The sequence below is a fragment of the Massilia litorea genome (assembly GCF_015101885.1).
Lineage (GTDB): Bacteria > Pseudomonadota > Gammaproteobacteria > Burkholderiales > Burkholderiaceae_D > Telluria > Telluria litorea.
On sequence record NZ_CP062941.1, the window covers coordinates 209,066 to 232,363 of the forward strand.

The 23,298-nt window shown below is 64.8% G+C and carries 18 protein-coding genes; 8 read left to right on the top strand and 10 right to left on the bottom strand.

The genetic code is table 11. The features are described from left to right. Positions 1-4 precede the first annotated feature (4 nt). Positions 5-922 (top strand): pseudouridine-5'-phosphate glycosidase, encoded by a 918-nt coding sequence (locus LPB04_RS00840; RefSeq protein ID WP_193686939.1) that lies wholly within the window; start codon positions 5-7, stop codon positions 920-922. A gap of 10 nt (positions 923-932) precedes the next feature. Beyond that, positions 933-1,847, top strand: coding sequence for a LysR family transcriptional regulator (locus tag LPB04_RS00845; RefSeq protein WP_193686940.1), 915 nt, complete (start codon positions 933-935; stop codon positions 1,845-1,847). Between the two features lie 153 nt (positions 1,848-2,000). On the opposite strand, the gene pcp is transcribed toward LPB04_RS00845, so the two are convergent. From pcp to LPB04_RS00860, 3 genes are read right to left on the bottom strand one after another with little or no spacing between them, the layout of a single operon-like run. Then, positions 2,001-2,639 (bottom strand): pyroglutamyl-peptidase I, encoded by a 639-nt coding sequence (gene pcp / locus LPB04_RS00850; protein WP_193686941.1) that lies wholly within the window; start codon positions 2,637-2,639, stop codon positions 2,001-2,003. Between the two features lie 2 nt (positions 2,640-2,641). Continuing rightward, positions 2,642-3,598 (bottom strand): DUF979 domain-containing protein, encoded by a 957-nt coding sequence (locus tag LPB04_RS00855; RefSeq protein ID WP_193686942.1) that lies wholly within the window; start codon positions 3,596-3,598, stop codon positions 2,642-2,644. After that, the gene (locus tag LPB04_RS00860) at positions 3,595-4,287 is read right to left on the bottom strand and encodes a DUF969 domain-containing protein (protein ID WP_193686943.1); all 693 of its coding nucleotides are present in this window, start codon (positions 4,285-4,287) and stop codon (positions 3,595-3,597) included. Before LPB04_RS00860 ends, LPB04_RS00855 begins: the two co-directional genes overlap by 4 nt. A 179-nt stretch (positions 4,288-4,466) precedes the next feature. Between LPB04_RS00860 and LPB04_RS00865 the strand changes: the two genes are divergently transcribed. Then, positions 4,467-5,639 (top strand): NHL domain-containing protein, encoded by a 1,173-nt coding sequence (locus LPB04_RS00865; RefSeq protein WP_193686944.1) that lies wholly within the window; start codon positions 4,467-4,469, stop codon positions 5,637-5,639. A 44-nt stretch (positions 5,640-5,683) separates the two neighbouring features. Here LPB04_RS00865 and LPB04_RS00870 read toward each other — a convergent pair whose 3' ends face one another. Beyond that, positions 5,684-5,986, bottom strand: coding sequence for a YciI-like protein (locus tag LPB04_RS00870; RefSeq protein ID WP_193686945.1), 303 nt, complete (start codon positions 5,984-5,986; stop codon positions 5,684-5,686). A 241-nt stretch (positions 5,987-6,227) separates the two neighbouring features. On the opposite strand from LPB04_RS00870, the gene LPB04_RS00875 reads away from it, so the two are divergent. The 5 genes from LPB04_RS00875 to LPB04_RS00895 all read left to right on the top strand — a co-directional run bounded on the left by LPB04_RS00875 (position 6,228) and on the right by LPB04_RS00895 (position 12,200). After that, positions 6,228-7,100 (top strand): alpha/beta hydrolase, encoded by an 873-nt coding sequence (locus LPB04_RS00875; protein WP_193686946.1) that lies wholly within the window; start codon positions 6,228-6,230, stop codon positions 7,098-7,100. Between the two features lie 380 nt (positions 7,101-7,480). Then, a complete protein-coding gene (locus tag LPB04_RS00880; protein WP_193686947.1) occupies positions 7,481-8,482 on the top strand; it encodes a BMP family lipoprotein in 1,002 nt (333 codons plus the stop codon). Between the two features lie 125 nt (positions 8,483-8,607). Next, entirely contained in the window at positions 8,608-10,137 is a 1,530-nt protein-coding gene (locus LPB04_RS00885) for an ABC transporter ATP-binding protein (RefSeq protein WP_193686948.1), read from the top strand. Positions 10,138-10,142: 5 nt separating this feature from the next. After that, positions 10,143-11,228, top strand: coding sequence for an ABC transporter permease (locus LPB04_RS00890; RefSeq protein ID WP_193688809.1), 1,086 nt, complete (start codon positions 10,143-10,145; stop codon positions 11,226-11,228). Positions 11,229-11,231: 3 nt separating this feature from the next. Next, positions 11,232-12,200: an ABC transporter permease gene (locus tag LPB04_RS00895; protein WP_193686949.1), complete on the top strand. Its 969-nt coding sequence runs from the start codon at positions 11,232-11,234 to the stop codon at positions 12,198-12,200. Positions 12,201-12,296: 96 nt separating this feature from the next. Here LPB04_RS00895 and LPB04_RS00900 read toward each other — a convergent pair whose 3' ends face one another. The 6 genes from LPB04_RS00900 to LPB04_RS00925 all read right to left on the bottom strand — a co-directional run bounded on the left by LPB04_RS00900 (position 12,297) and on the right by LPB04_RS00925 (position 23,203). Continuing rightward, the gene (locus tag LPB04_RS00900) at positions 12,297-13,676 is read right to left on the bottom strand and encodes a hypothetical protein (protein WP_193686950.1); all 1,380 of its coding nucleotides are present in this window, start codon (positions 13,674-13,676) and stop codon (positions 12,297-12,299) included. A 120-nt stretch (positions 13,677-13,796) separates the two neighbouring features. Continuing rightward, positions 13,797-14,648 (bottom strand): MipA/OmpV family protein, encoded by an 852-nt coding sequence (locus tag LPB04_RS00905; RefSeq protein WP_193686951.1) that lies wholly within the window; start codon positions 14,646-14,648, stop codon positions 13,797-13,799. Between the two features lie 145 nt (positions 14,649-14,793). Then, the gene (locus tag LPB04_RS00910) at positions 14,794-15,846 is read right to left on the bottom strand and encodes a S1/P1 nuclease (protein ID WP_193686952.1); all 1,053 of its coding nucleotides are present in this window, start codon (positions 15,844-15,846) and stop codon (positions 14,794-14,796) included. A 30-nt stretch (positions 15,847-15,876) separates the two neighbouring features. Continuing rightward, positions 15,877-17,583: a bifunctional metallophosphatase/5'-nucleotidase gene (locus LPB04_RS00915; protein WP_193686953.1), complete on the bottom strand. Its 1,707-nt coding sequence runs from the start codon at positions 17,581-17,583 to the stop codon at positions 15,877-15,879. Between the two features lie 168 nt (positions 17,584-17,751). After that, a complete protein-coding gene (locus LPB04_RS00920; RefSeq protein WP_193686954.1) occupies positions 17,752-21,156 on the bottom strand; it encodes a TonB-dependent receptor in 3,405 nt (1,134 codons plus the stop codon). 529 nt (positions 21,157-21,685) lie between these two features. Beyond that, the gene (locus tag LPB04_RS00925) at positions 21,686-23,203 is read right to left on the bottom strand and encodes an amidohydrolase family protein (RefSeq protein WP_193686955.1); all 1,518 of its coding nucleotides are present in this window, start codon (positions 23,201-23,203) and stop codon (positions 21,686-21,688) included. Positions 23,204-23,298: the final 95 nt, after the last annotated feature.

Below are 23,298 nucleotides of genomic sequence, written 5' to 3' on the forward strand. Positions count from 1 at the left end.
CCCCATGCACTCCTTCCTGCTGTTCTCCCCCGAAGTCGTCGCCGCGCGCAATGCCGGCCGCCCCATCGTCGCGCTCGAGTCGACCATCATCTCGCACGGCATGCCCTATCCGCAGAACGTGGAAACCGCGCGCAAGGTCGAACAGATCATCCGCGACGCCGGCGCCGTGCCGGCCACGATCGCCATCATGGACGGCAAGATCTGCATCGGGCTGTCCGATGCGCAGCTCGAAACGCTGGGAACCGCACCCGATGCAATCAAAGTGAGCCGGCGCGACCTGGCCTATGTGCTGTCGCAGCGCCTGCTGGGCGCGACCACCGTTGCCGCGACCATGATCTGCGCCCAGCTGGCCGGCATCGAAGTCTTCGTCACCGGCGGCATCGGCGGCGTACACCGCGGCGCCGAGACCAGTTTCGATATTTCGGCCGACCTGCAGGAGCTGGCGCATACGAGCGTCGCCGTCGTCTGCGCCGGCGTCAAGTCGATCCTCGACATCGGGCTCACCCTCGAGTACCTGGAGACCCACGGCGTGCCGGTGGTGAGCGTCGGCCAGCCCGGCTTCCCCGCCTTTTTTACACGCGAGAGCGGCTTCGATGCAGATTTCCGGATCGACGGCGCCGAGCAGCAGGCCAGCTTCATCCGCACCAAGTGGCAGCTCGGTTTAAAGGGCGGTGTCGTGGTCAGCAACCCGGTGCCGCAGGGGTTCGCGATGCCGAAGGAAGAGATCGACCGCATCACCGAACAGGCCCTGCGCGAAGCCGGCGAACAGGGCGTGACGGGCAAGAAGGTGACACCCTTCCTGCTGGCGCGCATCAAGGAGCTGACCGGGGGCCGCAGCCTGGCCACGAATATCGCCCTGGTCGAGCATAATGCCCTGGTCGGTGCACGCCTGGCCGTCGCCTTGAACGCTCACGCCGCATAAATCACACACCATGTCGATCGACCTGAAACAGCTGAAATACTTCCTCGCCGTGGCCGAGGAAAAAAGCTTCAGCCGCGCCGCCGAGCGCCTGCACATCTCGCAGCCGCCGCTCTCGCAGCAGATCATGAAGCTGGAATCGGAACTCGGCGTGCGCCTGTTCGCGCGCACCACGCGCAGCTTCGAGCTGACCGTGGCCGGCAAGGCGCTGATGACGGAAGCGGCCGACCTGCTGGCCCGCATGCGCATGACGATCGACACCATCCGCCAGATCGACCGCGGCGAAGTCGGGCGCCTGCGCGTGGGCATCGTCGGCTCGGCGATGTGGGGGCCGATCCCGAGCCTGCTGGAGCGCTTCCAGAGCGAATTCCCGAAAGTCACCTGGACCCTGCACGAACTCGGCCCCGACGAGCAGTTCGAGGCGCTGCGCTCGAAGCAGATCGACGTCGGCTTCTGGCGCGAGCCGCGCCTCGAGGAAGAAGAGCTGAAGGCGGCGCACCTGCACCAGGAACTGTGCTTCCGCGAGAACGTCTGCGTGGCCGTGCACAAGAACCACGCACTGGCCGGGCGCGAGGCGATCGACCTGGTCGACATCGCCAACGAGCCGATGCTGACCCTGCACCTGAGCCAGTCGGCCGAGCCGCGTTACCTGATCCAATGCTGCGTGAATGCAGGCTTCCAGCCGACCATCTTCCAGGAAGCGGCCGAGCCGCAGACTTTATTGGCGATGGTCGGCGCGGGCCTGGGGGTGGCACTGCTGCCGGAGACGACCAGCCGGATCGGCTGGCCGGGGGTGGTGTTCGTGCCGATCAAGGCGAATACGCCGTCGGCGAATTTGTATATTACCTACACCAGCCAGGACGATGCGCCGGTGGTCAGGGCGTTTTTGAAGATCCTCAAGCCGGACGGAGACGGTGGCGCACCGTAGGGTGGGCACTTGTGCCCACGCGGATCACCGGTGAATGTACGGCGACGCCAGGTGGATTCCGTCATGCGTGCGAACCGATTAAATTCAACGCAAGCACATATCCACCGTCGCACGCGTGGACTCAGGAGTCCACCCTACGAACTTCGCTTCAGACTAGTGGGTGGCTCCACCGACTGTGGTCTGAACTCCGCCACCCCGCACTGCCACCTCGATTGCCACCTTCAAACCCTCGACAATCTCGGCAAGCGCCATCGACGGCGCGCCGTCCGGCGCCTGCTCCGGCAGATACGGCACGTGAATGAAGCCGCCGCTCACATCCCGCCCCTGCAGGTGGTGCATCAGCCCATAAAACACGTGGTTGCAGACGAAGGTGCCCGCCGTCTGCGACACCGACGCACGCAGCCCGCGCTCGCGCATCGCGCCCACGATCGCCTTGACCGGCAGCGAGGCGAAATAGCCCGCCGGACCGTCGGCCGCGATCGGCGCATCGACCGGCTGCTGCCCGTCGTTGTCGAGGATCGGCGCGTCGTCGACATTGATCGCGACCCGTTCGACGGTCAAATCCGCGCGGCCGCCGGCCTGGCCGACGGCGATCACGACATCGGGCTTGATTTCGTCGACCGCGCCGCACAGCACCCGGTTGGCCTGGCCGAAGACGCAGGGCAGCTGCAGGATTTCGACCATGAAATCGCCATCCACCCAGCCCTTGAGCGCGCGCACCGCCTCCCAGGCCGGATTGATGGTTGCGCCGTTGAAGGGCTCGAAGCCGGTCAGCAAGACAGTCTTTTTCATCGCTATCGATTCATCAGGAAGTAGAGGAGGACGATGTTCGCCGCCAGCAGCGGCAGCGCGGTCGGAATCTGCGCCTTGATCACCGCGTTCTTGTCGGGCAACTCCAGGAGCGCCGCCGGGACGATATTAAAGTTCGCCGCCATCGGTGTCATTAATGTGCCGCAATACGCGCTGAACATGCCGATGGCAGCCATGATCGCCGGATCGGCGCCGAAGCGCCCTACCAGCACCGGCACCCCGATGCCGCCGGCAATCACCGGAAAGGCCGCGAAGCCATTGCCCATGATGATAGTGAAGAGTGCCATGCCGACGCAATACAGGGCGACGGCCGCCAGGCGCGAGTCGGCGGCGATCCACGAGGTCGTCACTTGCGCCACCGCCTTGCCGACGCCGGCTTCGGCGAACAACAGGCCCAGCACCGCCAGCATATGGGGCAAGGTCACCGCCCAGCTCATTGCATCGACCAGGCGGCGCGCCTCGCGCAGGCCCTGCAGCGGACTGGCGCGGGTCAGCCGGCAGGCCGCGCCGAGGGCCAGCAGCGAGGCCAGGCCGAGGCAGGCCAGGGTCAGGTGGGCCTTGTCGAACAGGGCCCAGTCACCGATGCGGACGTCCTTCAGCACGGTCGCCCCGAGCACGGTCACGACTGGAATGACCAGCGCCGGCAGGAACAGGCGGTTGCCCAGGCGGGCGGCGCTGGCGCGGCGTTCGTCCGCTTCCAGCGTTCCGTGCTTGCCCGGCTTGACAAGACCGCAGCCGGCCAGCAGCGCCATCGCGATCATCAGCGCCCCGGCCAGGGCCGGCGGCAGAAAATCGCCCACCAGGTAGACGGCCGCGTACAGTCCCCAGAACAGGGCCGACGTGAAACGGCGCGGGTGGCCGCGGTCGAGCGCGGTCAGGAGTGCCACGAAAGCCAGCAGCAAGCCGACCATCAGGTAAAGGACATTGAGCGAAAAGATCACTTGCCCTCCCCTTCGCGGCGAATCGCGGCGTCGAGCCGGCACAGGTTCCAGCTGTGGATGACGAAGGCGCATACCGCCGTCGGGATGCCCCACAGCGCCATCCGCATCGGGTCGACCTCGATGCCTTCGGCGCGCAGGATGGTCTGCATCAGGACGATGGCGCCGAAGGCGACGAAGATGTCTTCGCCGAAGAACAGGCCGACGTTGTCGGTGGCCGCCGCCATCGCACGGATGCGGTAACGCAGCGCATCGGACAGCGTACCAATGCGCGCCTCGGCCGCGCCCTCGGCCAGCGGCGCGACCAGCGGACGCACCATCGACGGCTGCCCACCCAGGCTGGTCAGGCCGGCGGCGGCCGAGATCTCGCGCAGGAACAGATACACGATCAGCAGGCGCCCGCTGGTGGCCGAGCGGATTTTCGCGATGCTCGCCATCGCATGCTCCTTCAGTCCGAAGCGCTCCAGCAGGCCGACCGCCGCCAGCGGCAGCAGCAGCACCAGCGGCAGGTTGCGGGTCTTGATGAAGGCCGTGCCGAGCGACTCGAGCACGTGCATGAAAGGCATGGCGGCCGCGGCCCCGGTGACGCCGCAGGCGGCCACCACGACCAGTACGGGATTGGCCCGCAGCAGGAAGCCGGCGGCGATGACGGCCACGCCCAGCAGTGGCCACAGGTTGACGGCGGTTTGCATGCACTCTCCGGCTTGAAATTTGGCGAGAGGAGTGTAACCGAAGCGAGCTTGCGTAGACGAAACACCGAAGCGATCGGCCCACCCGCGCACGCTTGATCGCGCTCATGCCCGGGAGGCACCTCTTGATTAACCTCGGGGGCATAAACGGCAGGAACACCTGCCACCGACAAGGAGACACCATGCGCCTGCCCGCCCTGTTCCACTCTCTGCGCCGCTGGGCCAGACGGCTCGGCCCGGTCGTGCTGTGCGCCACGCTGGCCGCTTGTGGCGGGGGCGTGGCGATCGGCTTCGGCTATACGGACTATCACGACGACTACCCGGACCGGCCCGACCGTCCGGACCACGGCCGTCCGAACGCCGAGACCGGCATTTTCCTGATCGCCGGCGGCCTGTGCCCGACCTGCGGCGGCTCGCTCGACGGTTCGGGGTCGAGTGCCCGCTTCGATGCGCCCGAGGGCGTCGTCAGTGCGCCCGACGGCAACCTGTACGTCGCCGAGAAGAACAGCGCCACGATCCGCCGCGTCTCGACCCAGGGCGTGGCGGTCACCTTCGCCGGCAGCGTCGGGGCGATCGGCAGCCTCGATGGCGCCGGCACCAGCGCGCGCTTCAATTCGCCGACCCGGCTCGAGGCCGATGCCGACGGCAACCTGTACGTCACCGACACCGGCAATTCGCTGATTCGCCGGATCAGCGCCGCCGGCGCCGTCACCACGCTGGCCGGCGCGGCGGGCCAGTGCGGCAGCGTCGACGGCGACGCGCGCAACGCCCGCTTCTGCTCGCCGCAAGGGATCGCGATCGACCGCCAGGGCAACCTGTACGTGGCCGACACCCTGAACCACACCATCCGCCGCATCGACCGCGCGAATAAGGTGACGACCGTGGCCGGAGCAGCGGGCGCCTGCGGCAGCAGCGACGGACGCGGTAGTGCAGCGCGCTTTTGCGAGCCGCAGGACATCGAAGTCGACAACGCCGGCTACCTGTACGTCGCCGATACCGGCAACTCGACGATCCGCGAAATCTCGCCCGCGGGCGAGGTGCGCACCATCGCCGGCGCCGCGGGACAATGCGGCAGCGCCGACGGCACCGGCGCGAATGCACGCCTGTGCCGCGCCGCCGGGCTCACGCTCGACGGCACCGGGGACATGTACGTGGCGGACACCGGCAACGGCACCATCCGGCGCATCAGCACCTCGAACGCGGTCAGCACCGTCGTCGGGGTGCCCGGCAGCCAGAACAATGTGCTCGGCCCATTGCCGGGCGGGTTGAACGCGCCGCGAGGGATTGCGGCACTCAGTGCAGGGGTGCTGGCCGTGACCTCGCACAACCTGATATTAAAACTGGTGCCGCGCTGAAGCCTCATGCCGCGCGGCCCACGCATGGAGCGTGGGATCGTGGACTACTCGGGCCGTACCGGCGTGGCCGCCATGTCGCCGACCACCGTATTCCAGGGGCGCACGTGGAAAGCGCGCACCAGGCCATGCGTGACGTACGGGTCTTTCGCGGCGAACAGCTGCGGTATCTCGGGGCTGTCGCAGTTGAAGACGAGCAGAGCGCGGTCGGCCGGTTCGCCGAGGGCGCCGGCGAGCACGATCTCGCCGCGCTCCTGGGATTCCCAGGCCAGTTTCAGGTGTTCGTTGCGGAACTCGGCGCGGCGCTCGAGGTAGTCGGGGGCGAGGTCGTAGGTGAGGAGATAATGCACGGCGCTTCCTTCATTGTTGGATGAACAATCGTCCTTCATGTTACCCGAAGCCGCCGCGGCGTACCGGGCGAACGAACCGATCCGCACTCCTGCTGTCCAATCGATCAGGTAGCGATGCCTGCCTGCGCCTGATTGTGTTTCTGTAGCGAAAAACACACTCCCCCGCCGACAAATCTTTATGCTGCGGTGCATTGCGACATGGCGCACAGAACATTCTCTACCGACGAGGTAGACTGGCAGCATGAACACATCGAGCAAAAAAATGGCGGCGGGAATGGCGGGCTTTGCCAGCGTGTTGTGGCTCGGCCTGACGGCGGCCGTTGCAGCCAACCAGCGCCGGCTGGTGTTCAACCCCACCGTCATCCCCGAAGTGAACAGCCCGCGCAGCAGCGGCCACCGTACCCGTCCGATCGTGCTGCGCGCGAAAGACGGCACCCGCCTCTGCGGCTGGCTGATGACGCCGCGCACCCCGGGCCCGCGTCCGGCCGTGCTGTATTTCGGCGGGCGCTCGGAAGAAGTGTCCTGGGTCGTGCGCGACGCCGGCAACCTGTTTCCGAACATGACGGTGCTGGCGCTGAACTACCGCGGCTACGGCAATTCCCACGGCATCCCCGACGAAACCCTGCTCGTCGAAGACGGCTGTACCCTGTTCGACTGGCTGGCCGCCCTGGGCCAGGTCGACGCGCGCCGCATTGCCGTCGTCGGGCGCAGCCTCGGTTCCGGCGTGGCGGTACAGGTCGCCAAGGAACGCGCGGCGCACTCGGTGGTGCTGATCACGCCCTACGATTCGATCCTCGCCATCGCCAAGAAAAAATTCCGTGCAATGCCGATCGAGTACATGCTGCGCCACCGCTTCGAGTCGATCAAGCACGCGCCTTCGCTGAAGGTGCCGACCTATGTGCTGCGCGCCGAGAGCGACGACATCGTGCCGCATTCGCATACCGACCAGCTCTGCGAAAAGCTGGCCAATCTGATCCTCGACGACATCGTCCCCGGCTCGGACCACATGAACATCCCCTACCTGGAAGCGACGCAAGCGCGCATCGCCGGCTTCCTGACCCAGCGCTTCAGCCAGCCCCTGGCGGCGCCCCAGCTCATCGAAACTGTGGCTTGAGGAAAAAAAATGCCGAATCTTGTCGGCATTTATATTTCCACCGAATAAATTGCCAAGTAAAATCGTATTTGCCTTGCAGCGGTGGACTGATGCATATTTGACAGGTTGAGCTGCAGGATTCCGGCATCGGATCACGCGGCGCATGGCCGGCCCTCTCCCCCTCTCATTGTTGTGATGGCGCGACATTCGCGCCCGCGCTGTGTGGAGGAAAGGTTTCGATACAAATCGTAACCCCATGAAACGTCCGGGGCTGACACAATCCGCACGGCATCACGCGCCAGAACGCATTGCGGTGGTGTGTCGAGAGCCTTGCCTCTAGCTTAGCCCTCCCAACGCAGCCGTTGCGCCGGGTACAATATCGAAATTCCAGGAGCTCATTCATGAAATTCAAGCAACTCAGCACGACGATTGCGGCTTTGTTCATTGCCGGCAGCGCCATGGCGCAAGCGCCGGCGCCGAAGCTGGGCATCGTCTACGATGCCGGCGGCAAGTTCGACAAGTCGTTCAACCAGTCCGCTTTCGAAGGCGCCGAGCGCTTCAAGAAAGAGACCAACATCCCGTATATCGAAGTCCAGGCCAACAGCGATACCCAGGCCGAGCAGGTGATGCGCGGCCTCGCGCGCAAGAAGCTCGACATGATCGCCGCCATCGGCTTCTCGCAGACCCAGGCCGTGGCCAAGGTCGCCAAGGAATTCCCGAAAGTCAAATTCGTCCTGATCGACTCGATCGCGCCGGGCGCGAACGTGAACTCGATCATGTTCAAGGAACAGGAAGGCTCGTACCTGGTCGGCGTCGCCGCCGCGATGGCCTCCAAGTCCAAGAAGATCGGTTTCGTCGGCGGCATGGACATCCCGCTGATCCGCGCATTCGCCTGCGGCTACAGCCAGGGCGCGAAGGCCCAGCAGCCGAAGATCGAGATCATGTCGAACATGGTCGGCACCACCAGCGCGGCCTGGAACGACCCGGCCAAGGGCGGCGAGCTGGCACGCCAGCAATTCGACCGCGGCGCCGACGTCGTGTTCGCCGTTGCCGGCGGTTCGGGCATGGGCGCGCTGCAGATGGCCAAGGAAAAGGGAAAACTGGCGATCGGCGTCGATTCGAACCAGAACTACCTGCATCCGGGCTCGATGCTGACCTCGATGGTCAAGCGCGTCGACGTCGCGATCTACGACGCGTTCATGCAAGTCAAGAACAACACCTGGAAGGCCGGCACCACCTATAAAGGCCTGAAGGAAGGCGGCGTCGACTGGGTGCTGGACAAGGACAACCGCAAGGTCGTCTCGCCCGAAATGGAAAAACGCGTCAATGGCGTGAAGGCCGACATCATCAACGGCAAGATCAAGGTCATCGACTACCGCGCCGCAAGCAGCTGCCCGGTCTGATCTTTTTTTAAGGTTTTCATCAAAGCGCGCCGCGCCGGTTTCCGGCGCGGCGCGCTTTTAAATGCATTGATCTGATCAATGCATTTACTCTTTATAAAGCATTCACTTTTTCACTACTGATCGCTATGCAGCCAGCCGTAGAATTTCGCAACATAAGCAAGGCCTTCGGGCCGGTGCAAGCGAACGCTGACGTCAGCTTCACAATCGCCAAGGGTTCCATCCATGGCGTCATCGGGGAGAACGGCGCCGGCAAATCCACCCTGATGAGCATCCTGTACGGCTATTATCACGCCGACAGTGGCCAGCTCCTGATCGACGGCCAGGCGCGCGCCATCCGCAGCAGCCAGGAAGCCATCGATCTCGGCATCGGCATGGTGCACCAGCACTTCATGCTGGTCGAGAACATGACCGTGCTCGACAACGTCATGCTCGGCGCCGAGGGTGGTTTCAAACTGGCTGCGAAGCGCGCCGAAGTCGAAGCAAAGCTGCGTGAGATCTGCAGCCGCTACCGCCTCGATGTGGATCCGCTGGCAACCATCCACGATTTATCCGTGGGCGCCCAGCAGCGCGTCGAGATCCTCAAGCAGATCTACCGCAGCGCCAACATCCTGATTCTCGACGAGCCGACCGCCGTCCTGACGGCCCAGGAGACTGCGTCCCTGTTCGAGATCCTGCGCCTGTTCAAGGAGCAGGGCAAGACCATCATCCTGATCACCCATAAACTGCAGGAGATCATGGACATCACCGACCAGGTGACGGTGCTGCGCGCCGGCCGCGTGTCGGGCGCCGTGGCGACCCGCGAGACCTCGAAAGAGCAGCTGGCCAACATGATGGTGGGCCGCCCGATCGAGGGCAACCTGCCGCGCAAACCTTTCAACCCAGGCGCGCCGGTGTTGAAAGTGTCGAACCTGCAGCTGAAGGACGCGAACGGCGTTCAGCTGCTGGCCGACATCGACCTGAACGTGCGCGCGGGCGAGATCGTGGCGATTGCCGGCGTCTCCGGCAACGGCCAGAGCGAACTGATGGAAATCCTGGCCGGCATGCGCCTGCCGACCTCGGGCCAGGTCGAGCTGGAGGGCAAGCCCCTGCCCTTCGGGCGCCGCACGAATGCCGACGGCTTGCCGGCCACCTTCCGCAAGCTCGGCATCGGCCACGTGCCGGAAGACCGCCTGCGCGACGGTGTGATCAAAGATTTCTCGGTGATGCAAAACACCGTGTTCGGCTACCAGGACCGTGTGAAGAACCGCTGGGGCCTGTTCGACTTCGATGCGATCGCCAAGCGCTGCGCGCACCTGCTGCAGGCCTTCGACGTGCGTCCGAACAATCCGGACCTGCGCATCGGCCTGCTCTCGGGCGGTAACCAGCAAAAGGTCGTGATCGCGCGCGAAGTGTCGGCGGCACCAAAACTGATGCTGGTCGGCCAGCCGACCCGCGGGGTCGACATCGGCACCATCGAATCGATCCACACCCAGCTGCTGCGCCTGCGCGACGAAGGCGTGGCGATCCTGCTGGTGTCCGTGGAACTGGAAGAAGTACGCGCACTGGCCGACCGCATCGTGGTCATGTCGGGCGGCCGCGTCACCGGCGAACTGAATATCGACGAATTCGACACCACCCGCATCGGCCTCCTGATGGGCGGCATGCACAAGTCATGAAACAGATGAAAACCACCGAACTGCCACGCTGGGCGACAGGCTTCGCCCTGCCGGTCCTGAACCTGCTGTCGGCCCTGCTGGTCGCCGCGCTCGTCATCCATCTGCTGGGCGAAAGCCCGGTCGAATCGATGAAGATCCTGATCAACTCCGCGGTCGTCAATCCGGAAGGCCTGGGCTATACCCTGTTCTACGCCAGCACCTTCATCTTCACCGGCCTGGCGGTATCGATCGCCATGAAGGCGGGCCTGTTCAACATCGGCGCAGAAGGCCAGATGTATTTCGGCGGGCTGGGCCTGACGCTCGCGATGCTGGCATTCGACGCCACGCTCTCGCCCTGGCTGCTGATTCCGCTGGCGCTGCTGGGCAGCGCCCTGTTCGGCGCGCTGTGGGCCTTCCTGCCGGGCTACCTGCAGGCCCGGCGCGGCAGCCACGTGGTGGTCACGACCATCATGTTCAACTTCATCGCCGCCAACCTGATGAACTTCATCATCGTCAAGGCGCTGCTTCCCGAGGGCGAGCAAAACCCGGCCAGCCGCGTCTTTTCCGATGCCGCCGCCCTGCCGACCCTGAACACCTGGTTCTCCTTCTTCGGCGACTCGCCGCTGAACATCGGCTTCCCGATCGCCATCGTCGCGCTGGCAGTCTACGGTGTGATGGTCTCGCGTTCGGCCTGGGGCTACCAGCTGCGCGCGACGGGCCTGAACCAGCACGCGGCCCACTACGCCGGCGTGCGCATCAGCCGCATGATCATCGTCGCGATGCTGATCTCGGGCGCGCTCGCCGGCCTGGCGGCGGTGAACTCGATCATGGGGTCGACCCATTACCTGAGCCTGAACTTCCCGGCCGGCGCCGGCTTCGTCGGCATCGCGATTGCCCTGATGGGCCGCCAGCACCCGGTCGGCATCTTCCTGTCGTCGGTGCTGTTCGGCGCGCTGATCCAGGGCGGCTTCGACCTCTCGCTGGAAAAACCGAACATCCCGGTCGAGACCTTCATCTTCATCCAGGGATTGATCATCCTGTTCTGCGGCGCGATGGAACACTTCTACGCGCCGGCGCTCCTGAAACTGATCAACGCAACACGCAAGGGATAAGCCATGGAATTCTTTGATTTCGCCGCCGCCGTCATCGTCTCGATGATCCGCAGCGCGCCGGTGCTGATGTTCGCCGCGCTGGCCGGCCTGTTCGCCGAACGCAGCGGCGTGGTCGACCTCGGGCTCGAAGGCAAGATCCTCGCCTCGGCCTTCGTGTCGGCCGCCGTTGCCTACAGCACCCACAATCCCTGGGCCGGCATCGTCGCGGGCATGGCGGTCTCGGTTGCAATCGCCATGGTCCAGGCCTTCGTGTCGATCACCCAGAAGGGCAACCAGCTGGTGGCCGGCATCGCCATCAACATCGCCATGAGCGGCCTGACCTTCGTCGTCGCCCAGTACATCTTCCAGCAGGGCGGGCGCACGCCGGACCTGGGCGACGCGCGCCTCCCGAACATCGTGCTGCCGGGGACCGAAGCGCTGGCAAACCTGCCTTTCCTCGGCTGGCTGTGGGGCCGTGTGCTCGGCGGCCATTCGCCGCTGGTCTACCTGGCCTTCCTGCTGCTGCCGGTGGTGCACTGGGTGGTGTATCACAGCCGTTTTGGTTTGCGCCTGCGCGCCTGCGGAGAAAACCCGCATGCGGCGGACGCGGCCGGCGTCTCGGTCGAGAAGACGCGCTACCTGGCGATGCTCGTCGCCGGCGTACTGTGCTCGTTCTCGGGCGCCTACCTGTCGATCGTCCAGAGCGGCTTCTTCCTGCGCGACATGTCGGCCGGCGCCGGCTACCTGGCGTTGACCGCGCTGGTGTTCGGCAACTGGCGTCCGCTGCACACCGTGCTCGGCTGCCTGATGTTCGGCTTCTTCACGGCCGTGCAGATCCAGCTCGAAGGCCGCGACCTGCCGCTGGTCGGCCGCATCCCGGGTTCGCTGATCCAGATGATCCCGTATGTCGTGACGGTGGTCGTGCTGGCCGGACTGATGGCCAAGTCGGTGGCGCCGAAGGCGATCGGCAAGCCGTTCGTCAAGTCGCGCTGATCGGACACGTATCAAACGAGGGGCGGCCTGCGGGCCGCCCTTTTTTTGCCTGGACACCTGGCAACTGCAGGGTGGGCGCCCCGTGCCCACCGCCCACTATTCCCGCTGTAGTGGCACCCCACCCGCATCGAGCTTCTGCAACGCATGCTTCTTCCCGCTGCGCGCCTCCTGCCAGGCCGGCAGCACGCGGAAGGTCAGCGCCAGGTCGTAGTCGCCGGCCACGCTGCCCGCGTCCATCGGCACATTGCCCGGACGGTTCTGGAACCAGCGCAGCCATTCGCTTGATCCCGGCGCGGGCGAATTCAAATAGGGAGCGCCGGCGTTCGGCGCGCCGTCGGCATCCGGCGGCGCCAGCGGCATCAGGAAGGCACTCATTCCCTTCGCCGGATTGGCGGGATTCCACTGCGAGGTCCCATGGCAGCTGAGGCAGGACGAATTGCCGGCCCGCCGCAGCAGGCTGCGCTGCCCGCCCGTCACCACCGAGATGTCGTTGGCGCCATGGTCGTTCGGTCCCGACAGCCGCCCTCCCCAGCCGAGCGTCTCGGTGGCGTACAGGGGCGCGTTCGGATTGATCCAGCTTTCGAACAGCGGCGCGCCCGGCTTGGCGGCGCTGTCAACCCGCGGATCGTTGCCCCATTGCGCGCCCAGCGGCACCATCTGGTCCCATACGCCACGGCTGCCCGGACGCGTGTTGCGGTCGTAGACCAGGGTCGTGAACACCCAGCCGGTCTGCGGCGCCGACTGCGTGTCCTTCACCACGATGTCGACCTGCATCAGGTGGCCCTTGCCCAGGGTCGGGCGGTCGAACTGCCCGGTGGTGGCATTCGTCGTCATCATCATCGGCCAGGACAGCGCGCCGCGCATCGCCGGCCATTCGGCGGGACCGGCCGTCGTGAAGGCGAGCTTCACCGTGATCGAGCCTTCGGCATATTGGGTGGCGCCCCCTCCGAGCTGCGGCGCCTGCGGGTCGCGCCAGATCGCGCCCAGCGTCTGCGCCGCCGTGCGGTTGTACCAGGTGAGGACATAGGTCGTAAATGGTTTCGTCAGGCCGCTCTTCGCAAACATGGCGTCGTCGACCCGTTCGATCCCGACCAGCATGCCGTGGATCGCTTCGCGCTGGGCGCCCAGCCAGGGATCGTTGTACCAGCCGCGCCGGCCCGGGTCCCAGTCGCCGTCGTCCAGCAGCAAGGCCACCATGTCGCGGGCGACGCTGTCTTTCAGGGCTTGCGTGTAGGCGGCGGCGTTCGCGGTGCTGATCGGCAGGTTGCCGATCGCGGTGCGCCAGGGCATGTGCGGGGCCGGCAGGCCGGACGGATAGTCATGGCTGAGTTTGAACAGCGGCCCGGCGTAGTCCGAGCGCGACGGCAGGCGGCCGTTGTGGTCGAGCCAGGGATCAGGGGCGGCAATGGCCGGCACCCCAAGCAGCACGCCCAGCACGGCCAGGCAATAGCAGAAGTACATGGTTCGAATGCGCATGTTCTTTCCTTGGAAGGAAGTGAAAACAGCCCATTCTTCCGTGCGGGAACCCTGCTGGATTGCGAACGAACAATGTCTTGCCAGACTCCAGCGAGCGCCGCTGAGCGTCGCTATTGCGCCTCAGTCGCTCGCCAGCCGCGCCGAGCGCGTGATGGTCCACGACAGCCCGAAGCCCGCCGACAAGCCATTGTCGCGCAGGTGCAGTGGACTGTCGCGGTTGGCGCCCGAGCCATAGTTCTCGGCGCGCAGGAAGCCGTAGACGCGCAGGTCGCGGTTGACCACGCGCGCGGCGAATACCCCGGCGCGGACCAGGATCAGGCCGGCGTCCGCGCTGTAGGCGGGTCGGGTGGCGGTCGCGAATTCGGGCCGCACCTCGTAGAAATAACGGTTGATCTTGCCGTCGCCGACGACCGCGGCGAGATGGGTGTCGAACAGCCATTTGCCGTCAAGACTGCGCCGCTCGTAGACCAGGCGCGGCTCGAAGGTATAACCCTGGTGGCGCAGGCCGCTGCGTACTTCGATCACGGCGCGCAGGGGCAGCTCGGCGCGCAGGCCGCTTTGCGCATCGAAGCGCGCCAGGCGCAGTTTCAGGCGCGGACCGAATTCGGCCAGCGCGCCCAGGTCGGGCATGCCGGCACGCGCCGCCACGTCGTCGGAACGGGCAGGCAGCGAGGCGGCCAGGCCGACGTCGAGTTCGGCGGCGTCGGTCTTGAACAGGCGCGCGCCGATACCGGACTGGTCGGAACGGAATACCTTGCCGCGGTAGATGACGAGCGGCAGCGCCAGGCCGCGCGTCTCGCGGTCGGCCGCGCCGGGATACGAGGGCGTGCTGACGACGCCGCCCGCCAGGCCCAGTTCCCACAGCGGCTGGCCGGGACGGGACTCGGGCGCCACGTCGGAATCGACTCCGGATTGGGCGCGGGCGGCCGTGCTCAGGCACAGGCCAAGGCAGGCAAGGAGGCGGCGGTTCATGCGGTTATCCGGTCAAGGGCGGCGCGGCGCGCCGGAAACGCCATTCTAGCCGCGGCCGGGCCGGCCCAGCCGCACGGCTGGCCCCAGAAAAAAGGCCGGGGCGTCACCGCCGCGGCCTTCATGACGACTGGACTTGCGGGATTGCTTAGCCGTAGATCGCCTTCAGCACTTCCGCCAGTTTGTAACCGCCCTTGATCAGCTGTTCCTTGGCGATCTGCGAGCTCGGCACCGGGTAATTGGCCGGCACTTCCAGGGCGAAGGTGTAATAGGTCTCGCCCTTCTTGCTGATTTGCGGCGTGATCTTGCCCGGCACCACGTCGGCGTAGGCGAATTTCGACACCACCAGCGCGTCGTCCGCCCACTGGTAAGGCCAGGTCGCCGGCTCGCCCGTGTTCGCCTTGATCACCGGCTTGCTGTCGATCGCGAACTGCGCGAACTGTTCCGGCGTCTTGGTACGGACGCGGCGGAAGGCGTAGTCGACCGTGGTGCTGTCCCAGTACGAGTGGAAAGGTTTCGTCAGCGCCTTCGGCACGCCCTCTTTGACCGGCTTCGGATCGCCCGGCGGAATCAGGTTCGCGCTCAGCTCGGACAGCTTCTGGTCGTCCAGCAGCAGGTTGTTGCCGCCGCGCGAGTCGAAGATCGCCGCTTCGTCGACTTCCGCATGGCTCTTCGGCACCACGAACTTGCCGTCCCTGGAAACGAAGGCAGCGCCCACGTGCAGCGGCTGGTGGATGTCGCCGGTCATGTGGGTCAGCAAAATCAAGGCCTGGCGCTTGGTGAACTTGTGCGGGTTCAGGGCCGGGTCGGTTTTGCCCTGCAGGACCGCGATGCACTGCTTCAGGGTCTGGACGATGTCGACCTCGGCCGTACCCACCGCGCCGTCATGGTAGTGCGCCAGCTGGAAGGGCACGTCGGTGTAGTGGTACTCGCTGTGCTTCGGATTGGCGTCCGTGTAGGCCACCATTTCCGGCGACTGCGGGCCGCAATAGGTGCCCTTCACGCAGTCCGGCCAGTTGGCGATGGCTTCCAGCGACTCGCCCGGCAGCAGCAGGGCCGCGATCTGCTTTTCGGCATTCGTGCCCTTGAGCAGTTTGTCGGCGATGGCGCCGACCGCGCGGTGGCCGTCGCCGCCCCAGGCCAGGGCGTCGACCGACGTAAAGGCGCTGGCGAGCGCGAGGACACAAGCTAGTTTTTTCATGGTGGTTCCTTGGTTTGTGCGGTGCTGCGGTTATTGTTGCGCGCGCACTTTGTCGATGCGCGTCGATGGGGCCAGGCCGGCATTCGCACCGCCGGCGCCCGGGTGTTTCGCGATGTAGTCGCTCAGCGCGTCGAGGTCGACGATATGCGTGTCGACCCGGTTCGTGCCCCTGGCAAATTCCGGGAAATTATCGCCGCCTTCGGCCAGGAAGTTGTTCGCGACCACGCGATAGGTTTTGCTGTCCTCGACCGGCGCGCCCATGAACTTCAGACTGCCCGGCACCAGGCGCTGGCCGGCCGGACGCGTCTCGTCCCAGGTGTACGTGAGGCCTTGCGACACTTGCAGGATGGTGGCGCCGGAGGCGCTCGGACGCTGCCACTGCTGTTCCAGCAGGCGCCGCAATTGGGCGCCGGTCAGGTCCAGCACGACCAGGGTATTCCCGAAGGGCAGCACCGCCTGGGCGTGGCCGAAGTTGGTGGTCAGCGCGGCATCCGACGTCTCGAGGTCCTTGCGGATACCGCCATTGTTCATGAAGCCGATCTGGGCACCCTGCGCCCGGGTCGCGGCCAGCACGGCGTCGGCGATCAGGTTACCGAGCGGCGACTCCCCTGCTTCGTTTGCCTTGCGCGCCACCGTCGGCGTGCCCAGCTTGCCCAGCGGACGGGCCAGCGCGGCGCGGCTGCGCTCCTTGACGTTGGCGAGGAAGGCGCTGACTTTCGGATCGGCCGGGAACAGTTCCGGGTTCATGACGACGTTGCGCACGTCGATGTCGGACACAAGGCCGCTGGCCGGGTCGACCTTCACGGCGATGCGCGACAGCAGGTGCCCCGCCGCATCGGCCTGGGTCACGACGCGCCCGTCGACCTTGCACAAATAGCCCTGGTGCGAGTGGCCTGTAATCACCAGGCGGAACGCCGGGTCGAGCTGCTTCACGATGTCGACGATGCCGCCCTTTAGATCGTTGCAGGCCGGCTGGTCTGGCGGCGTGGCCGTGTGGCCGCCTTCGTGGATCAGGGCGACGAAGACCTGCGCACCCTCGGCGCGCATCTGCGGCAGCGCGCGGTTGATGGCTTCGGCTTCGCCGATGAAGTCCAGGCCGGCAATCGCCGAGGCCACCGCGACCGAGGCGGTGCCCTGCAGCACCGCGCCGACCACGCCGACTTTCACGCCTTTCACGGTCTCGATGCGCCAGGCCGGCATGAAGGGCTTGCCGGTGGCGCTATCGAGCACGTTCGCGGCGAGATACGTAAAACGCGCGCCGCCGTAGTTCGGCATGATCCGGCAGGCCTTGCCCGGACGCGGCGAATCGCAGCCGCCGGCCTGCTGGCGCAGCAGCTCCTTGCGGCCCTGGTCGAACTCGTGGTTTCCCACCGACGACAAGCGCAGGCCGAGCAAATTCATCGCCTCGATGCTCGGCTCGTCGGCCCACATCGAAGAGAGCGCCGGGCTGGCGCCGATCAGGTCGCCCGCGCCGATGAACAGCAGATCTTTATCCTCTTTGCGCCAGGCGGCAAGTGCGCCGCTCAAGGCTTCGATGCCGCCCGCGCTCAAGGTTTCGCTCTTGCCCGTGGCGGCGCTGGTATAGGTGTACTTGCTCGGCTCGAGGTTGCCGTGGAAATCGTTGATGGCAACGAGGTTCAATGTGACCGGACCACGCGGCGCGGTGGTGCAGCCGGCGGCAGCCAGGGCCAGCGCCAGAATGGACAAACGGGCGCGGGCGCGCGGGGAAACGGTCATACATTACCTTTGCTGATGAAGTCGGGAACCCCCTGCAGGGCGAGCCGAATTATTGCACGTAGGGATGCGCGCGGCCATCTTTACAGCCGCCGCACCCTTTCATCCTGAAACGAAAAAACGGCCGGTGTCGCCACCGGCCGTTCATCACTCAAGCTGCGAATTCAGTACTTAGAACTCGTACTTGAGGGTTGCCTGGATTGCCCACTGCGATTCGTTCTTCTGCTGCTTGATCGTCACGTCGTCGGCCTTGTTGCGGACCGCGTAGACGTAGCGGCCTTGTGCATCCAGACCGGCGTAGTCGACGAAGCCGCGCACGTTACCGCCGGCCGAAGCGAACGGCACTTCTTCGATATGACCCCACTTCTTGTTCAGCAGGTTGCCGAAGTTCAGGAAGTCCAGCGTGAACGTTGCCTTGTTGCGCTTGAAGATGCCCGGGATTTCCTGGCTCAGGCGCAGGTCGACGGTGTTGGTCCACTTCGAGAAGCTCTTGTTGCGGCCAACCACGCCGCCGGCTGCGTCACGCAGGTCCGACTGGCTGTTGACGATGTCCCAGAAACGTGCCTCGGTGGCAGCGCGTTCCGCATCGGTGGCGCCGTAGAACGCGACCTCACCCGAACCTGGTGCCTTCGGGATGTACATCAGGTCGTTACCGGCAACGCCGTCACCGTTCAGGTCGTTCTTGTAGGTCCAGCTGTACGGCTTGCCCGAACGGCCTTCGTAGAACACGCCGATACGGGTGTTGTAGGTGCCGATGAACTTCTGCTGGAAGTTAACCAGCGCGTTGACGCGGTCCTTCACCAGGTAGGCCGAGTTCGCTGCCACTTCTTCGTTCGGGTTGAATACCGAGCGGGCGCGGAAGTTCGAGTTCGACACCGACGAGGTCAGCGGCGAGACTTCGGTTGCATCCGTGCGGGTGTAGGCAACCGACCAGCCCAGGCCCTTGGTCAGCGGACGCGACAGCGACAGCGTGATCAGGTTGCCGTCGCCTTTGCTCGAGTTCTTCGCCAGCAGCACGTCGGCAAACGCCTGGTTGTTGCGGGCGCGCGAAGTCGTGGTGATGCCCGACTTGGTGCTGACCGTGCCGTTGTTGGCGCTGTAGCTGGCAGCAGCCAGGCCGGCGGCGTTCCAGAACATCTGGCGGCCGTCGCTACCGGTTGCGGTCGGTGCACCCAGGTTCAGGTGCTCGTAGTAGATCGAGGACTTGTTGTTGGTGTACAGGTACTCGGCACCGAAGACGATGCCACCCCATGGCAGTTCGGTATCGAAGGCCAGGTTGGCTTTCCAGATCGACGGCTGCTTCAGGCTTGGATCCAGGATGTCGACGTTGGCCGCCGGTGGCGAACCGACGTTGGTCGGCTGTGCATCAGGATTGAAGCTGAAGATGCTGCGGTCGGTCGGGCAACGGTTCGAGCTGGTGCCCGAGCAGTTGATGATGCGGGTCGCAACGCCCGGGTTCGAGAACGGGTTCGACATCCAGACGGTTGCCGCGGCACCCTGGAACAGGCCGGCGCCACCGCGGATCTGGGTTGGCAGGGCGCGGTCGAACTTGTAGTTGAAACCGACGCGTGGCTGCCACAATTTCTGGCCGTCGACGGTGACGGTGTTGTCGTAGCCGAAACCACCGGTCTGGCGACCGAACTGGCCGGTGCCTGCGATCACAGGCGCGGCGGCGGCGCTGTTGCGCAGCGGCGTACCGCCGACACCGGTCTCGTCGACACGGACGCCTGCGCTCACGGTCAGCTGCTTGTTGATGGTCCAGGTGTCCTGCACGAACAGGCCCGTGTTGTTCATCGTGAAGTCGGCAACGGCGTTGTCCAGCGACGAACCCGGTGCGGCGGTTTGCAGGGTGTACGAGGTCGGCTTGCCGTTGCGGAAGTTGCTCAGCACGGCCGCTTCGATTTCCGCGGTGGTCACGCCGGACTTGCTGCAGACACTCGCGTTGAGCGTGTTGTCGCAAGCGAAGGTGTAGTTACCGTAGATGTTCTGCAGGAAGGCGTTGTACACCTCGTTCTTGCTGTAGTCCAGGCCGAACTTGACTTCGTGCGCGCCCAGCGTCCAGTTGGCGCCGGCGAAGTAGTCCATGGTCTTCGTGCCGAGGATGTTACGCTGGCGCGAGTTTTCGGTACCGAAGTTGATGAAGCGCGAGCCGGTCTGGGTACCCGACGGGGTGCCGGCCGGGAGCGGGCCGCTGAAGCTCAGGCCGATCGAAGGCAGGCGCGAATTGTTGTCCGGGATCGCGTCGTAGTCGCGCATCGAGATACGCGCTTCGGTCGAGAAGGTCGGGGTCCAGTCCGAGAAGACCTGGGCAACCGCGGTTTCGATCTTCTTGTTATTCCGGTAGTACATCGAATCGAGCGTCACGCCGGTGGCCGAGAACGATGGGAAGATTGGTTCGGTCTGCTTGGTCTTGCCGTAGCGGAAGTTCGCACGGTGGTCGTCGCTGATGTTCCAGTCGACTTTCAGCAGCTGCTCTTCCGAGGTCAGCTCGCCGCCGGTGGTGGCGATGCTGCCGACGTCGATGCCGTAGACGTCCTTGGCGATCTGCTGGGCGCTGGCGACAGCGGACGCGGTGATCGGGACGATGGTGCCGGCGCTCGAGCCGACGATGCCGAAGTCAGGAATCGCACGGGTGCTCTTCGATTTTTCGGTCAGGGCGTAGATGAAGAGCTTGTCTTCGATCAGCGGACCGCTGGCCCACAGGCCTTTGGTGTCTTCCTTGAATTTAGGAACGTCGCTATAGGTGTCGGCGACGTTGTTGTAGCGCTTGCCGGACATGCTGTCGTCGCGGTAGACGTAGTAGGCGCCGCCCTTCCAGGTGTTGGTGCCCGACTTGGTCACGGCGTTGACGTTGGCACCGGTATAGCCCTTCTGGGTAACGTCGTAGTTGGCGACGTTGACCTGCACCGACTGGATCGCTTCGATCGACAGTGGCTGGCGCGCGGTCGGGCTGCCGTTCGACTCCAGGCCGAAGGTGTCGTTGATGGCGACGCCGTCGACGGTGATCGAGTTGTAGCGCGAGTTCTGGCCGGCGACGGACATTTCGCCGCGTTCCTTGTCGGTCTGCGACACGCGTGGGTCGGAACGGGCGTAGTCCTGCAGGTTACGCTGGATCGATGCCTGGGTGGCCAGTTCGGTGGCGCCGATGCTGGTCACGGCGCCCATCGACGTGCGGTTGAAACGCTCCGAACGGTTGGCCGTGCCGGTGACGGTCACGGTCTGCATGGCGGCGGCGCCCAGGGTGGCGTCGATCGATGCGGTTTCGGCCAGCTGGACATAGACGTTTTCACGTTTTTCCGAGACGCCGTTTTTGGTGATAATGATCGTGTACGGACCGCCAACGCGCAGGCCGCGTGCGACGTAACGCCCCTGGGCGTCGGTCACCACGTTGCTGACAGAGCCCGACTCCGTGTGGACGATCGACACCTGGGCACCGGCCGCAGGCGCACCGTCCGCGCTCGAGACGCGGCCGCCGATGGCCGAGGTGGTGTTCTGTGCGAACGTCGGCACCGCCGACAACGCAATCGACAAAGCCAGCGCCAGCTTGGTCAGCCGGATCTGTTGTTGAGTGATCATTATAAAAACCCCAAAATAGACTTAATAGTTATGTGGGCGCTCGGTAAGCGCCCCTCTTTACAAGTACTGCAACCTTCGAATGCGACGCACCGCAGCGGCGTACAGCCGGCTTCTCCAGGACCGGGCGATTGTAGACAGGAAAGATGTCATCCCTGTTACGCTCACCCTTAAAAAAACTTCAAGCATATTTACTAACAACAACAAATATGCATGAGTGTCCTTGGAGGTACAAATACGTTTTTAGTTGGGGATTTAGACTATCGACCTCTTAATCGCCCAAAAAACGTGCATTTGCACACCAACCGGGGTTCCCACGAGCAAAATCACAAGGCGCGATTATACGGAAGGCATTCTTGACTGAAATATTTTGCTAAATATTTTCGACAATCCCCGGGTGGCCCCGAGAAATTTGTGGCGACTTGACCACAAACATTAAAGAAACACTAATATTTGTCTGTTCCACAACGGTGCATGCGCTGGTGCGCACACAAAAACGGCAGCGTTGCGCTGCCGTTACAGAACATCGAGATCAGCGTGCCGTACGTCGCTCCGGCACAACAGTTCTCGCCAGTTTCGCCACCTCCGCTTCGAAGCCGGCGAAGCGCGTGTCGAGCTGGCGCGTCAGGCGCGCCTTGTCGGCGGCAGGCAGGAAGGCGTAGCGGATGCTGTTGTACGAGGTCTTCTTGAGTTCCGCATAATCCGGTTTGTAGCGGCTCGCGAACAGCACGTATTCCTGCGACAGCGTGTGGCGCGTGACGCCGGCGTCGTCGGTCGAGATCACATAGGGCACGCCGTATTTGCGGTACAGGGTGACTGGGTGGTTTTCGTCCTTGATACCGCTGATAAACGCATTCGAGGTCAGGTTGATCTCGACCGGGATGTCGTCCTGGCGCATCTTGCGCAGGATGGCCGGCGCGTTTGCTTCGTGGGCCAGATCGATGCCGTGGCCGATGCGGTTGGCGCCGGCCACCGTCAATGCCTGGTCGATGTGGAACTTCAGGCCTTCCGGCGGCACGTCGCCCAGGGCCAGCTCGCCCGCGTGCAGCGCGACCTTGACGTCCGGGTAGCGCGCCTTCAGGAAGCGGAACATCTTCATGTGCAGCGCGTAGTCGCGCATCGACACCATCGTGCTTTCCTGGCCGACGATATTCACGCCGACCACCTTCCCCCCTGCGCTCGCCGATTTGAACGCGGCCAGCATCGAGGAAAACACCTGCGACGGATTTAACAGGCGCAGCACATAGGTCTGGTAGCGCATGGTGAAGCGCTCGTCGTCGATGCCCGCGGCCGCTTCGTCGATCTTCGCCACGAAATCGGCGATCGACTGCGCGAAGGCCGGGTCGTGTTCGAGCGCCTCGGTAGCGCGGCCCAGCTCGGTGGTCAGGCCGGCGTCGTCGCTCGCCAGCTGCCAGGCGCGCGCGTCGAACTCGGCGTTGGCAATCGCTGGCGCCATCTTGAACATGGTTTCGATATAGCTGACGTTCTCGGCGATCGCGCGCTTTTTCAGCTCCTGCAGGCCTTCCTTGAAATTCGCGTTCGAGACCGGGCCGAAGTAGCCGAAGGTCTGGAAGAACAGGCGATCCGGCGCCGGGTTCAGGGCGCCGTGGTTGTCGAAGTCCTTGTTCGACCAGCGCTGCACCAGCTCGCGCCAGGTGTAGTCGTCGGCATAGACCTCGGCGCTGGAGAGGCAGTTGCGCTCCCTGGCGGGCTTGGCGCGTTCAAGCGCGATGACGGCTTTGTCCTGCTCGATGCGGTAGGTCTGCTTGTTCACGCACAGGCCCTGGCGGTCGAGGAAGTCGAGGTATTGCTCGACATAGATCGCACCCGAGTAATGGTGGTGCAGGTCGCCGCCCTTGGGCATCTGCGTGAAGAACATGGTCAGCTCGGCCAGCTTGGGTTCCGCGCCCGCGATCAGGCTTGCGTAGTGACGCGCAGTGGCCGTTTCGTTGGCCTGGCGCGATGCGGCGATCGGCTCCTTTGCGATCGCGAAGCCTGGGGCGGCGACGGCCAGGGCGATCAGCAGGCTGCGGCTGAATGTGTTCTGCATGACGGGACTTTCGTATCGGGTTGACGGTGCCGCGCAACTTTAACGGCTTCGTTCGATGTTGGCAATGTCATACCTCGGCAGACGTGGGCGCTCGC